The 12875-nt window shown below is 32.0% G+C and carries 14 protein-coding genes; 2 read left to right on the top strand and 12 right to left on the bottom strand.

Annotated features, from left to right (window positions below; translation table 11 throughout):
• Positions 1-39: 39 nt before the first annotated feature.
• The 12 genes from B2Y85_RS06245 to B2Y85_RS06190 all read right to left on the bottom strand — a co-directional run bounded on the left by B2Y85_RS06245 (position 40) and on the right by B2Y85_RS06190 (position 10743).
• The gene (locus tag B2Y85_RS06245) at positions 40-723 is read right to left on the bottom strand and encodes an RNase H family protein (protein ID WP_372519617.1); all 684 of its coding nucleotides are present in this window, start codon (positions 721-723) and stop codon (positions 40-42) included.
• Positions 724-866: 143 nt separating this feature from the next.
• A complete protein-coding gene (locus tag B2Y85_RS06240; RefSeq protein ID WP_372519616.1) occupies positions 867-1586 on the bottom strand; it encodes a 7-carboxy-7-deazaguanine synthase QueE in 720 nt (239 codons plus the stop codon).
• Complete coding sequence (gene queC / locus B2Y85_RS06235; protein ID WP_372519615.1) at positions 1567-2214, bottom strand: 7-cyano-7-deazaguanine synthase QueC; 648 nt, start codon at positions 2212-2214, stop codon at positions 1567-1569. Before queC ends, B2Y85_RS06240 begins: the two co-directional genes overlap by 20 nt.
• Positions 2211-2579, bottom strand: a complete 369-nt coding sequence (gene queD / locus B2Y85_RS06230; RefSeq protein ID WP_372519614.1) for a 6-carboxytetrahydropterin synthase QueD — start codon at positions 2577-2579, stop codon at positions 2211-2213. Before queD ends, queC begins: the two co-directional genes overlap by 4 nt.
• Positions 2579-3391: a glutamate racemase gene (gene murI / locus B2Y85_RS06225; RefSeq protein ID WP_372519613.1), complete on the bottom strand. Its 813-nt coding sequence runs from the start codon at positions 3389-3391 to the stop codon at positions 2579-2581. The genes queD and murI overlap by 1 nt, the downstream gene beginning before the upstream one ends.
• Entirely contained in the window at positions 3366-5276 is a 1911-nt protein-coding gene (locus B2Y85_RS06220; RefSeq protein WP_372519612.1) for an N-acetylmuramoyl-L-alanine amidase, read from the bottom strand. The genes murI and B2Y85_RS06220 overlap by 26 nt, the downstream gene beginning before the upstream one ends.
• Before the next feature lie 16 nt (positions 5277-5292).
• Positions 5293-6846 (bottom strand): hypothetical protein, encoded by a 1554-nt coding sequence (locus tag B2Y85_RS06215; RefSeq protein ID WP_372519611.1) that lies wholly within the window; start codon positions 6844-6846, stop codon positions 5293-5295.
• A gap of 78 nt (positions 6847-6924) precedes the next feature.
• On the bottom strand, positions 6925-7689 hold the full coding sequence (locus B2Y85_RS06210; RefSeq protein WP_372519610.1) for a hypothetical protein: 765 nt from the start codon (positions 7687-7689) through the stop codon (positions 6925-6927).
• A 2-nt stretch (positions 7690-7691) separates the two neighbouring features.
• The gene (locus tag B2Y85_RS06205; RefSeq protein WP_372519609.1) at positions 7692-7967 is read right to left on the bottom strand and encodes a TMEM165/GDT1 family protein; all 276 of its coding nucleotides are present in this window, start codon (positions 7965-7967) and stop codon (positions 7692-7694) included.
• Between the two features lie 16 nt (positions 7968-7983).
• The gene (locus B2Y85_RS06200; protein WP_372519608.1) at positions 7984-9264 is read right to left on the bottom strand and encodes a homoserine dehydrogenase; all 1281 of its coding nucleotides are present in this window, start codon (positions 9262-9264) and stop codon (positions 7984-7986) included.
• A 4-nt stretch (positions 9265-9268) separates the two neighbouring features.
• Positions 9269-10468 carry an LL-diaminopimelate aminotransferase gene (locus B2Y85_RS06195; protein ID WP_372519607.1) on the bottom strand — a complete coding sequence of 400 codons (1200 nt, stop codon included), beginning with the start codon at positions 10466-10468 and terminating at the stop codon, positions 9269-9271.
• Entirely contained in the window at positions 10468-10743 is a 276-nt protein-coding gene (locus tag B2Y85_RS06190; RefSeq protein WP_372519606.1) for an HU family DNA-binding protein, read from the bottom strand. Before B2Y85_RS06190 ends, B2Y85_RS06195 begins: the two co-directional genes overlap by 1 nt.
• 163 nt (positions 10744-10906) lie before the next feature.
• Here B2Y85_RS06190 and B2Y85_RS06185 point away from each other — a divergent pair, with 163 nt between their 5' ends.
• Complete coding sequence (locus tag B2Y85_RS06185; RefSeq protein WP_372519605.1) at positions 10907-11320, top strand: hypothetical protein; 414 nt, start codon at positions 10907-10909, stop codon at positions 11318-11320.
• A 9-nt stretch (positions 11321-11329) separates the two neighbouring features.
• The gene (gene traF / locus B2Y85_RS06180) at positions 11330-12874 is read left to right on the top strand and encodes a conjugal transfer protein TraF (protein ID WP_372519604.1); all 1545 of its coding nucleotides are present in this window, start codon (positions 11330-11332) and stop codon (positions 12872-12874) included.
• The last annotated feature ends 1 nt before the right edge of the window (position 12875 follow it).

Below are 12875 nucleotides of genomic sequence, written 5' to 3'. Positions count from 1 at the left end.
AAACTTTTCTAAAAAACATTGTGAAATTTTTGTAAAATCTTACTTATTTGCGCCTTCTTTAGCTAATTTATCTGCCAAATCGTTCTTTTTGTTTCCTGTATGGCTATCTATTTTTCGCCACAATATATCTATATCACATGAAGAAACAATTTCTACGTATTCTTGAGCAAGACTGTTTTTAGGTTTCCATTTACCTGTAGCAAAATATTCTATCCCCAAATAATCATAATTTATTCTTATTTTCTTTATATTATTCAGTTCACACCATTTTAAAACAAGAGTAACCGAATAAAGTTCTCCTCCAAACTGTCTTGTTGAAGTATCATCAAGCCTTCCGGAAAATTTTTCTATTTCTTTATCACCTAAAAATATCGCTGCACCGTATCCTGTTTTACCGTCTATATAAGAACCGTCAACAAATGCCTCATAAATACCGGACTCTTCTTTAAATGTTTTAAATCCGTTAACTTCATCCCAACATTTATTTATAATTTCAACGGATTCTTTATCTTTAATATTTGTGGTAACTAACGAAAAAGATTTCTTTGACGGTTTATAATAAACCCCGATTTTACCTAATTTAATCAATTTATTTTTTAATGATATTTGCAATAAATAATCCCTAAAACAAGTATCGTCAAAACCTGCTATAAGATTATTTTCATTTAATATTTTTACGAATTTGTTTCCAAAAGTTTCTAACTCACTTTTACACATCGTCATTGTTGTTTCTCCAAAACATAAAACTTTTAAACTATTCAACTATATTATTTTAGCCGTTAAACTTATAACCCCATAACCCAATAACCTGTCGTTGTTGTTTTCATACTTCCATACATCTATACCTCAAAATTGCTTTGCAATTTTTATCTCATTTTCCACAACTTGTGTAATTGCGGTAATATTCTGATATTTTTTATTTTTTTTGTTGCTATAGAATAAAATTTTAAAACTTTTTGATTTGTAATATTATCAAAACTTGCGGGTTGAATAATGAGCGGAATTTTATCTGACACTTTTGAAATAGTGTTAACGGCTTTTACAAATTCTTTTTCTTCGGTATCCTTTGCTATAACTGTTTTAACAAAAACTTTTTTTTGGGAAATTTCTAAAAATTTTTTATGTTCTTTAAACAAATCTTTACCGCATGCAGACTTAAACTTTATATCCATGGATACAACATCACAATAGTTATAAATTTTTTTTATTTGTTGCGGTAAACTTCCGTTGGTTTCAATATATGACGAAAATTTATTTTTCAAATATTTTTGCATTAACTCTAAAATAAAATCTGTATATATTAACGGTTCCCCGCCGGTAAAAGAAACCGATGGTTTGTTGCCATAAAATTTATCTTTGTTTTGATTATATATATCAGTTATATATTCAAACAAAGCCTGTGTTGTAAAACATTTTGAACCGGAATTTATTTTTAATGAATTCGGTGTATCGCAATAATTGCACCTTAAATTGCATCCGGAAAATCTTACAAAAATCTGTGGTATTCCGGCATATATTCCTTCACCTTGGTAAGAGAAAAATACTTCATCTATAGGTGCAAGATATTTATCTAAGTGCCGGATCATCTATACCTGCCTCTTTAAAACCTTTAGCTCTTAATTTACACGAATCGCATTTACCGCACGGTTTTGTTTTACCGTTATAGCAACTCCAAGTTTTTTCATAAGGAACTTTTAGTTTTGTTCCCAACTTTATTATTTGAGCCTTAGAATATTTTTCTATGGGAGCACAAATTTCTATACCATTGTTTAGTGCTTTCATTACTTGTTGCATAGATTTCAAATATTGCGGGGTGCAATCCGGATAAGAAGAAAAATCTACCGCATTTATACCCAAGAATATTTTTTTTGCTTTAATTGTTTCCGCATATGAAATTGCATACGACAAAAATATGGTGTTTCTTCCCGGAACATATGTTGACGGGACAAAACCTTCTTTTATTTGTTTATGTTCAGGAATTTTTTTATCCTTATTTATCAACGAACTCATATCCCAAGGAATAGATGTTTTTACAACATGATAATTCAACTTTAAACTTTTTGCAAATTTCTTAGCATTTTCTACTTCTTTACTGTGTTTTTGTCCATAATCGAATATTAAGCAATGACAATCATAACCTTTGCTCATTGCATAATACAAAACTGTCGTAGAATCGAGTCCGCTTGAAAATAATATTATTGCCTTTTGTTTCATAACGATACCACTGCGGAAGATGTTTCACTTTCCCATACTTCAACTTCACAAACCTTTATATCTTCCGTTTCAAATATTTTCATTTCGTTAAATATAAACGTTGCAATATTTTCCGCCGTTGGATTTATTTTATCGAAAGGTTCAGTTTCGTTTAAAAATTTGTGATCTAATTTTGCCATTATTTTGTCGAGATGTGCTTTCATATCGGTAAAATCTATAAGCATTCCTATTTCGTCAAGTTTTGTTCCGCAAAGGCAAACTCTTACTTTCCAGTTGTGTCCGTGCAAATTTTCACATTTACCTTTATATCCTCTTAAAGCATGTGCCGATGAAAAATGTTTAAATACGGAAAGTTTATATTTCATTATAATTCCACCTTTATAACCTTATTTATTTTTTTGTCAAAAAATTTACTGCCCAAATTTTTAAACTTTTCAGGATCATCACTTACATAAAATTCATATTTACCCGATCCGAAATTTTTCAATTGATTGTTTTTTTTCAATAAATTTTTTACGGCCATTGCAATAGCCGTTGCAGAATCTATTATTTTTATTTTTTTACCTATAACTTTTTGTATTGAACCTTTTAACAGCGGATAATGCGTACATCCTAAAATCAATGTGTCTATTTTTTTATTCACCAATTCTTTTAAATAAACATTTATAATTTCTTCGGTAATTTTACCTTTATTCCACCCTTCTTCAACCAAAGGAACAAACAACGGACATGCCTTGGAAAAACAATTTATTTTTCTATCATGTTTTTTTATCTCTTTAGCATAAGCATTGCTTTTAACAGTTCCTTCCGTTCCTATAACTCCTATTTTTTTGTTTTTTGTATTTTGCAATGCAACGACAGAACCTGCTTCTATAACACCTATCATAGGAACATTTATAACTTTTTTTAATGTATTTAAGCTGAATGCGGAAGCGGTATTGCAAGCAACAACTATAAGTTTTACACCTTTTGATTCCAAAAATTTTGATATATTAACAGTAAAATTTGTAACAACTTTTTTTGATTTCGAGCCGTAAGGCACATGAGCACTATCGCCGAAATAAATAAGATTTTCTTTCGGCAAAAGCTTAGATATCGCAGACATAACAGTAAGTCCGCCGAAACCTGAATCAAATATACCTATAGGTTTATTACTTTTTATTTGCTTTTCTCGCATAATATTTTTTTACACCTTCATATATCGAATCGGCAGCAGCCTTTTGAAAACTGCTCGTATTAAGTTTTGCTTCTTCGGTATAATTACTTATATATGCCGTTTCAACAAGAACAGACGGCATCTGTGTTCCTCTTAAAACATAGAAATTTGCCTGTTTTATTCCTCTGCTCGGTATCTTCAATCTTCCGGAAGCTTCCGCGATAACAAAACTTGAAAGTTCCGATGATTCGTTTATATATTCGTTCACAACCATTGACCACAACATATTTTGCAATACCGTCTTTTTTTCATCGGATTTGTCTTCCAATGCAATAACGGAGTTTTCCAAAGTTTCTGTTGAAATAGCCTCTTTATCCGATGCTTTTTCCGACAAGAAATAAATTTCGAATCCTGAAGCCGTTCTGTTCAAATTAGCATTACAATGAACGGATATAAACAAATCCGCTTTATTTTTATTTGCAATGTTTGCTCTCTCTACCAAAGGAATAAACGTATCATCTTGTCTTGTAAGTATAACTTTATAATTTTTATCTTTCTTAAATATTTTTTCCAATTGTAACACTATAGCCAAGTTGACATCTTTTTCTTTCGTTCCGTGCGGTCCGACTGCACCGGGATCTTTACCGCCATGACCGGCATCAAGTACAATAATTTTTGCATCTTTAGCAATTTCTTTTGTTTTTGGTATTATATCTTTAAATGTTTCCGTATCGTCAATTATTGCATAACTGTCATCTATAATTTGATCCTCTTCCACGGTTACAACTTTTACTTTTGCAAGTGCTTCCGAATCATCTTCTTCCTCTTCCAATACCGGTTTATCATATATTTGAGAATCATTTGCAATTATTCTTGTATCTATCGAAACAACCTCGGTATCACTACCGATATCTTCAGGCTTTTCCTGTTGCTGTTCAATTACTTTTTGTTCTGTTTGTATTTCGGAAACATTTTCGGATTTTTTCTCAATTTGAACTTTTTCTTCCGATTTTACATCTTTCGATTTTTGTTCTTTTTTCTCGTCTATAATTTTTTCTTCTACCGCACTTATTGTTTTTTTATCTATTCTCGCTACGGTATCGGGTATATATATATTTGTCGGTTTTGCCATATCAACCGGTTTTGTATGTTCTATATCCATTACCAATTTAAAAGGTTTTTTGAAGTTTTGAACTCTTACGGACTTAGGAGTTTGAGCTAAATTTATTGTAAAAACAGCTTCCCTGCCTTTTGTTTCATAAGAAATATCTTTTATTGCTCCGTTATTTGCCACAACACTATCTTTTATAATTTTACCTCTTTGAAAAGCAACGACAATAGAATTCTTAGCTTTTTTTATTGTATGAGTCATTTGCTCTTCAAGTTCAATAACAATCTCGGTATTATTTTCTTTTGTGTAATATCTTACGGCAGATATATTGGATATGGATGTAACATTAAGTATTCTGTGTTGCGTATCCAAGTTAACAACCGCTTCCAACATTTCAGGGAAATATTTTAATTCCAAAATTTCGACCGGAACATAAACTTCTTTATTTATCATTACGGAAGGCATTTTCAGTTTTACTTTATTTTTACCGAAAGAAACTTTTCTCGAATCATAAAAAATATCTATGGATCTGTTTTTAAATTTCATTGAAACCTTTTTACTCACGGAATACCATTCTAATCTTGCCTGACAAAAACTCGCCAACTCTCTTAAAGATAAAAAATTGCTGCCCGATATGCTATATAAATTCATACCGTCATAACCTTGTCCGTCAAAAATAACATTTAATTTTTGAGCCTCTACGGTTATGTCGGCTGTTTTAATTTCATTTTTTGCAAAGCAATAAACAGACACAAAAACAAAAAACAACGATAATAAACCAACAAATTTTTTCATATTCTAACCTCAAACCTTAATCAATATAATTGTACATCTTTATTTGCAAAGGTAAAACATTAAACATTTTTTCTTTCTTTTCTTTATTTTCAATAAAATCCGAAACTTCCCCGTCTTTTATTGCAACCGTCTGATAATTCCAATTGTAAGGATTACCTTTTAAAATATTTGCGGAAACTTTTACGGAAGAATTTCCGGCTTCGTTTTTAATTGTTTCAATAAGTTCTGCACCCGACGATAAATATTTATAAATATAAATATTTTGTTTTGTTATTCTTATGGCAAACTCCCAACTGTTTTCCGGAACAAAAAAAGCATTTACCGGTTTTAACATTTTTTGTGAACCGGTATAAGCAATACTATTCATATCAATATAAATATCAATACTGTCCAACACATTTAAATCTGCATCCGTTTTAAACGAAATATATTCATTGTTTTTTTCAACGGAAAAAGTTGTAAAAATATTACTTTCGTTATCAATAATTATGGAATTATTATTTTTTGTAAACTTACAATCCCCGTTATCCGTATCGGTATTTTCGGTATCCGACAAATCATATTTTATTTCTTTTGTACTCGGTGCTTTTTTATTCAACATTCTAAAAATATTCGTATAAGATATATCAAACAACTTAATTGAATTTTGTTTATTATTTATAATTCCGTTTATAACATTGTAACTGTACATGTTTGAAAGTTCATCACATAAAATCGTATACACTTCTTCATTTTGTTTCTTGCCGTAATTTTTGATTTCTTTATCTGCCAAATACAATTTCAAAACATTTTCTTTTGGAACAGACGATAATTTTTCCAATAAAATATTGTTCTTTATTGTTTTTGAATTGTATCCGTAAAAAGCCGCATTTATCGGTAACTCAACATCCAAACCACTGTTTTTGTTAACAAAATTTACTAAAGCCAGCATAAATTTTTCATTTTTAGTATGTGAAGCGGTTAATATTATCGGAACAAATTTTACATTGTTTATATTATCAAACCATTGCTTTATTTTTGTTTCACTCGTCGTAAAATTTTTGTAAGGAACAAATAAAGCAACACCGTTTTTTATAAACAAGCCTCTTTGATTTTCGTTTTCGTTTTTTGCCATTGTCCACAAAATATTATTTTTATAAAACAGTTCTAAAACATCATCGTTTAATGCCGCACCTTTCAAATAAAGACCATGCTTATTTCTTTCAAATGCGGTTCTGTAAGTCTTTTTATAATTAAACAAAATATCTTTACAAATATCGGTTTTATCGAACACATCGGAAGAATTTATGTTTATTTGTGACGATATCAACGGAAAATACGGTTCCACAATGTTTAGCACAGGCTCTATTTTATGCGAAACGATTAAATTTTGAATTTCCTTTTTTATATATTTGTCTTCATCAAAAGCAACGGCCAAACAAAACTTATCGGAACTTTCTATTTTTTGAATAACTTTTGCAGATACCCCGTCAAAACTTTCCGCGAAGAAAACAACCGTTTTGTTTCCCGCAAAAGCACTAACAGACAAAAATAAAAAAAATGATGCTGCGAAAAGATTTTTTATATTCATATTATTGATTATATCATATTTAATAATGCAATATAAATAAAGATTTTATCTATAAAATTTTTCGGGAAGAAAAATTATTTAAAACACATATCCCACGGAAAATGTATATGTTCTGTATTCTATGTCTATTTTATAACTTGTGGATTTAAGCCTTGCATTACCATTATGAATTGCACCGGTTACTTCAAACAAAAAACTGTTGTATACAATACCTACACCTATCGAATAAAAAAAACCTCCCTTTTCATCAATAAGATATGTATCGTAATCGGCAACGGGAAAGAAAAAATTATAACCGACATTACCGACAACATAACCGTATTTATAAGGTTCGGTGGGAACGGAACGAAGTTTTAATGATATGTAAGCAGGGACAAAATAAGCTTCTCCGGGGATATCTTCAAGATCTCTTGAACTCTGAAAATTTATACCGCAACCTATACCGAACTCATCAAGAAAATAATGATAATATTTTGCTGCAAGTGTTAAACCTTTTGAAGAATCCGTTTCGCTTTCATGACCTTTATGTAAATATTTGCCGTAAAAATCATATCCTATTTGAACTATTACTTCATTGTTATCTTCAACAACATCACTATCATCAATCATCAAACCAGTTTTTTTTTTAGTTTTTTCATCCTCTTTGATTTCTTTTATGTCTGCTTTATTCAACTTTATAAGATCTTCTTTACAAACAACAAAAACAACATTATCATCCTGATGATGAATATTTCCTTCGTATTCGGTTCCGTCATTCATAATTATTTTTTCCGCATACCCTGCAAAGGAAAATGTTAAAAGAAAAAACAAAGTGATAACAAAAACTCTTACACTCTTTTTCATTGCTACCCCTTATAATGACTGTAAATTGTCCAAACTCCTATCAAAATAAAACAAATACCGCTTATTAATTTTAACGGTATTTGTTGTAAATATGTTTTTGCAAATGTTCCTGCAAGTACAGCTATCGCAGATGCTACAACCAATGCTCCTGCCGAAGCAAGAAATACATACGCAGGTGAAATTTTTGAATCGGTCGCAAACAATAATGTTGCTATTTGTGTTTTATCGCCAAGTTCCGCCAATAGAACAGAAAAAAATATCATAAATATTGCGGCCATAATTACCTCGAAAAGTTTACTCTTCTATTCTATATTTAACGGTTTTGGCTTTTATTATCGACAACTTATCTATTTCTTTCAAAGCTTCCGATATTTGTTTACTTAAAGCTCTGTGAGTTGTAATTATAATTGAAACTTTTTTATCTTTATTTCTGTCATCCTGATACAAACTTGCTATAGATACTCCGTGTTCACCCAATATACCTGAAATTTTCGAAAGTACTCCCGGTCTATTAACTACGGAAAATCTTAAATAATAATCGCTTTTACTGTCACCGTGAGGCAAGAACTTAACTATTTTTTTCTTCGAATATACGACATTTTGAACAACACCCGCCGTTCCGTTGGCAATATATTTCGATAAATCTATAATATCGGAAACCACTGCCGAAGCCGCAGGCAACTGTCCCGCACCTTTACCGTAAAACATAACATCATCCGCAGCATCACCTTTTATCATAATTGCATTATATTCGTTATGAACATTTGCAAATGAATGATGATGATCTATTAAGCAGGGTTCCACCCACAAATCTATACCTTTATCCGTTTTTATAGCGGAACCTATAAGTTTAAATACATAACCGAAATCTCTTGTTATGTTAACATCTTCTATATCAAGTTGATCTATACCTTTTACTCTTATATCTTCAACTTTTATCCAACTTCCCCAAGCAAGAGAAGATAATATCGCAAGTTTGTTTGCCGTATCAAGACCTTTAACATCTGCCGTCGGGTTAGCTTCGGCAAAACCTGATTCCTGTGCATTTTTTAATGCATCGGCATAAGTTATACCTTCGTTTGTCATCTTACTTAATATAAAGTTTGTGGTACCGTTCAAAATACCTTTAATATTTTTTATTTCGTTACCTGCAAGACCTTCGTTCAACCCTTGTATTACCGGGATAACTCCTCCCACGGATGCTTCAAAATATACCATCTGTTTATTTTCTTGCGCCAAAGAAAATATTTCATCCCAATATTTTGCCAATGCCGCTTTATTTGCGGTAACGACACTTTTACCGTTTTTAAGAGCTTCGGTAATAACAGTTCTTGCGGGTTCATATCCACCGATAAGTTCAACAACAATATCTATTTCCGGATCTTTTATTATATCCATGAAATTTTTAACATACAATTTTGGTTTATCTATAGGACGCAAATCGCAAATAGATTTAACATTTATCTTTACGCCTGCTTTTCTCAAAGCAATAGCACTGTTTTTTTCCAAAATTTTTACTACACCTTTTCCTACCGTTCCGTAACCTACTAAACCAATATTTAAACTTTTCTTCATAAATTTATTTTCCGTTTAATGTAAATTTTTTTATTCTTAACAATGCATCATGAAACCTTTTATCGTGTGTTACCAACGATATTCTTACATATCCTTCACCGCATTTGCCGAAACCGGCTCCCGGAGATACGGCAACACCTGTTTCTTTAAGAAGTCTTTCCGCCACCGATAAAGAACCTTCTTTTTTTAAGTTATCGGGAAGGCCTGCCCAAACATACATTGTTCCTTTTGTTTTTCTTACATGCCAACCTATTTTATTTAATCCGTCAACCATCTTGTTCATTCTTCTTTCATAAATTGCAGCTTGTTCTTTAACACATTGCTGAGAACCGTTTAAAGCCGCAACAGCCGCAAGTTGAATAAAAGTCGGAACTCCGTAATCCAAAAAAGATTTGAATTTTTCAAGCGGATAAAGTAATTGTTTTGCTCCGCAAGCCCAACCTACTCTCCAACCGGCCATATTAAATGTTTTAGAAAAAGAGTGAAACTCAAGAGCCACATCTTTCGCACCCGGAAACTCGAATATTGACGGGGACGTATTGTCACCGAAAATAAGTTCGGAATATGCATTATCCGAGATTAAAAGTATTTTATATTTTTTACAAAATCTTATAGCCTCTTTCCAAAAAGCAGGATCATCCGCAACGGCTGCCGTCGGATTATTGGGATAATTCAAAATCATCATTTTCGCTTTTTTTGCTACAGTTTCCGGAATTTTTGTAAAGTCGGGAAGAAAATCATTTTCTTCCAACAACGGCATTGAATATGTTTTTGCTCCCGCAAGAACAGCAGCATTAAAATGAACCGGATATGCCGGATCACATACCAAAATATAGTCTCCCACATTAAGATATGCCATACACAAATGTGCAATACCTTCTTTTGAACCTATAAGAGACATTATCTCGGTATTATAATCCAACTCTACTCCGAATCTTCTGCCCATCCATTCGGCAACCGCTTTTCTGAATTTCGGCATACCTTTTGCTTGAGGATATCTGTGAGTATTTTTATGATGTTTTACCGTATCACATAAACAATCAACAATATGTGTAGGCGTGGGCATATCGGGATTACCCATTCCCAAATCTATAACATCGAGTTTTTTTGCATAACACTCCAACTTCAAATTGTTTATTTTTGAAAACAAATAAGGGGGTAGCGAATCCAAATTGTTTGATGGTTTTATCTTTAATATTGCCATTATTTTTGTATTAGTTTTCTTAATGTAGTTGTAGGTTTGAAAGAAACCTTTTTACCGGCAGGAACAGGAACTATCGTTCCGGTTTTAGGATTTCTACCTTGTCTTGCCTTTCTGTCTTTAGATTTAAACGAACCCAACCCAGATAAAGAAACCGTTTCCCCTTTTATTAAATTGTCTTGAATAACTTTAACCAAAGCTTTTATGGCTAAATTTACTTGACCTTGTGTAAGTCCCGAACATTCTGCAACCTGCTTAATAACATCAGGTTTTTTCATGAGCTCCCCCAAATATACAAAAGTCTCACAATTAGAACATAAAAACTATAATAAAAATATATTAAAAAGTCAATAAGTTTTTTATCTTGAATTATTTAAAACTAATGAAATTTTATATAATTTTGTGCTATAATTATTGTAAAGGGTTATAACAACATTAAATATGAAAAAAGAAACGATTATATCTTTTTTAGTTTTTTGTGCATTAGTCGTAATAGTAGTTATATCGATGAAACTGACATATAACAATTACCAAACTTCTAAACAGATTTTTAGCGGTAAGGTTTTATGTTCGGCGTTGATGAATGCCAGTATAAAATATTATAAAGAAAACGGTGTTTATCTTGAAAATGACAAAGTATCAATAAACAATGATTATCCGTTTGATGCGAGAACAAACCCTTATTTTTCCGTTTTCTCTACATATCCGGTTGATGAAAATACTCAGGGAATTTCCGTGTTCGGAACAGTAAACAAAAAAGATTACGAACTCAAAGTAAAGTTCAAAAAAGATGACGATGTAAAGTCAATAAGAAACATAAAAATTCAAACAATAAAACATAAAAGCAAGAACTAATAAAATTCTATGAAAAAATTTTTTTGTTTTGCATTAATTTTTTTAGTGTCTGCCACAGCAAACTCCTATGCCGATAAATGGCAAACCGTAGGAACAAGAGCCATGGGTATGGGCGGTGCGGGTGTGGCCGTTGCTTACGGAACCGATGCTCAGTATTATAATCCCGCTCTTCTTGCAAATTCCGACTACAACAGCAATATATCTTTGAATGTAAACGCGGAAATCGAAACAACGGATAAAGTTTTAACATTAATAGATAAAATAAATCAAATGGTTCACCAATACAAAGATGTTGCCGATAAAATTGCTAATAACGATTATGCATCAGCAACGGATATGATGTCGATATTTGACGCTTTAATCGCATTGCAAGAATTAAATTTAAAAAATATCGGAGCAGTAGCCGGTGTAAATGCGGGGCTGGCTTCAAAGCTCGGTAAACTTACCGTCTCTGTAAGATCTTACGGAAGTTCCGGAATAATACCGATTATCGATAAAAAAAATATCGGGCTTGTTACTCCTAAAAACGGACTGAATATAAATAATTTTGATTCTCCCGATACGGATGAAAAACAAGATGCAGCAAACATAATAAAAGAAACTTTAGACAAGTTCGATTTAACTGATTCCGTAGCTAACTTGTTTAATTTATCCGGAATATCTTCACAAGAACTTGCAAATGCAATAGTTAATATGACCGATGCATCAAATTCAACGGTTGAAGAAATAAAGGAAATGGCAGATACCATAGCCGAAGATTTCCCAAAAATGGAAACACTGTTAAAGGATCTCCTTTCCGGAAATTATAAAGATAACGAGTCTCAAGTTCTTATTGATGCCGGAATTTTCACCGAAGTAAGTGCGGGTTGCGGTTTTCAAATTTTGGAAGGTTTGCAGGTGGGTGGGAACATAAAATACATTCAAGGTCAAATGGGACAAGCCGGCATTATGATTTTAAAAGACGATCAAAAAGTAGCAAGAGCCGAATGGGACGCTTTTAAAGATACAAAAGCGTCAAACCAAATAAGTTTCGATTTGGGGGCATTTTTAGATATAAGCAAATTTACAGGCAAAGATATTTTTCTAAATCCTAAATTCGGTATTACCGCAAGAAATATAAACAATCCTTATTTCGAAAGACCTGAAAAACCGTCGGATTCGGAATTAAAATGGATAGGCGACAAATATTATTTAGGCAACCAATTAAGAGCGGGGCTTGCAATCAATCCGATCGAAAAGCTTACTATTGCATGTGATTTGGATTTATTAAAAAATAAAACTTTTGTAGAAGGTTTTGATTCACAAGAATTATCATTAGGTGTAGAGTATTTATTGTTAAACAGCAGAGCTGTAGCTTTACCTTTAAGAGCAGGTATAAGTAAAAACATATCAGAATCAAAAACCGATATCGAATATACCTTAGGTACGGGAATCCATACTTTCGGATTTTGTTTTGAAATCGCGGCGGGAATGAGTTCAAACACAACTGTTCTCGACGGCAACGAAATTCCGTCATCGGCTTCTTTGGCACTGAACTTAAGTTATGCTTATTAAA

The organism is Candidatus Ruminimicrobiellum ovillum (assembly GCF_002392975.1).
GTDB lineage: Bacteria > Elusimicrobiota > Endomicrobiia > Endomicrobiales > Endomicrobiaceae > Ruminimicrobiellum > Ruminimicrobiellum ovillum.
This window is presented reverse-complemented; position numbering and strand designations above follow the sequence as displayed.

Excerpts from the sequence above, each read along its gene's own strand:
- B2Y85_RS06245 (WP_372519617.1), bottom strand. The coding sequence starts at position 723 with ATGACGATGTGTAAAAGTGAGTTAGAAACTTTTGGAAACAAATTCGTA.
- B2Y85_RS06240 (WP_372519616.1), bottom strand. The coding sequence starts at position 1,586 with ATGATCCGGCACTTAGATAAATATCTTGCACCTATAGATGAAGTATTT.
- queC (WP_372519615.1), bottom strand. The coding sequence starts at position 2,214 with ATGAAACAAAAGGCAATAATATTATTTTCAAGCGGACTCGATTCTACG.
- queD (WP_372519614.1), bottom strand. The coding sequence starts at position 2,579 with ATGAAATATAAACTTTCCGTATTTAAACATTTTTCATCGGCACATGCT.
- murI (WP_372519613.1), bottom strand. The coding sequence starts at position 3,391 with ATGCGAGAAAAGCAAATAAAAAGTAATAAACCTATAGGTATATTTGAT.
- B2Y85_RS06220 (WP_372519612.1), bottom strand. The coding sequence starts at position 5,276 with ATGAAAAAATTTGTTGGTTTATTATCGTTGTTTTTTGTTTTTGTGTCT.
- B2Y85_RS06215 (WP_372519611.1), bottom strand. The coding sequence starts at position 6,846 with ATGAATATAAAAAATCTTTTCGCAGCATCATTTTTTTTATTTTTGTCT.
- B2Y85_RS06210 (WP_372519610.1), bottom strand. The coding sequence starts at position 7,689 with ATGAAAAAGAGTGTAAGAGTTTTTGTTATCACTTTGTTTTTTCTTTTA.
- B2Y85_RS06205 (WP_372519609.1), bottom strand. The coding sequence starts at position 7,967 with ATGGCCGCAATATTTATGATATTTTTTTCTGTTCTATTGGCGGAACTT.
- B2Y85_RS06200 (WP_372519608.1), bottom strand. The coding sequence starts at position 9,264 with ATGAAGAAAAGTTTAAATATTGGTTTAGTAGGTTACGGAACGGTAGGA.
- B2Y85_RS06195 (WP_372519607.1), bottom strand. The coding sequence starts at position 10,468 with ATGGCAATATTAAAGATAAAACCATCAAACAATTTGGATTCGCTACCC.
- B2Y85_RS06190 (WP_372519606.1), bottom strand. The coding sequence starts at position 10,743 with ATGAAAAAACCTGATGTTATTAAGCAGGTTGCAGAATGTTCGGGACTT.
- B2Y85_RS06185 (WP_372519605.1), top strand. The coding sequence starts at position 10,907 with ATGAAAAAAGAAACGATTATATCTTTTTTAGTTTTTTGTGCATTAGTC.
- traF (WP_372519604.1), top strand. The coding sequence starts at position 11,330 with ATGAAAAAATTTTTTTGTTTTGCATTAATTTTTTTAGTGTCTGCCACA.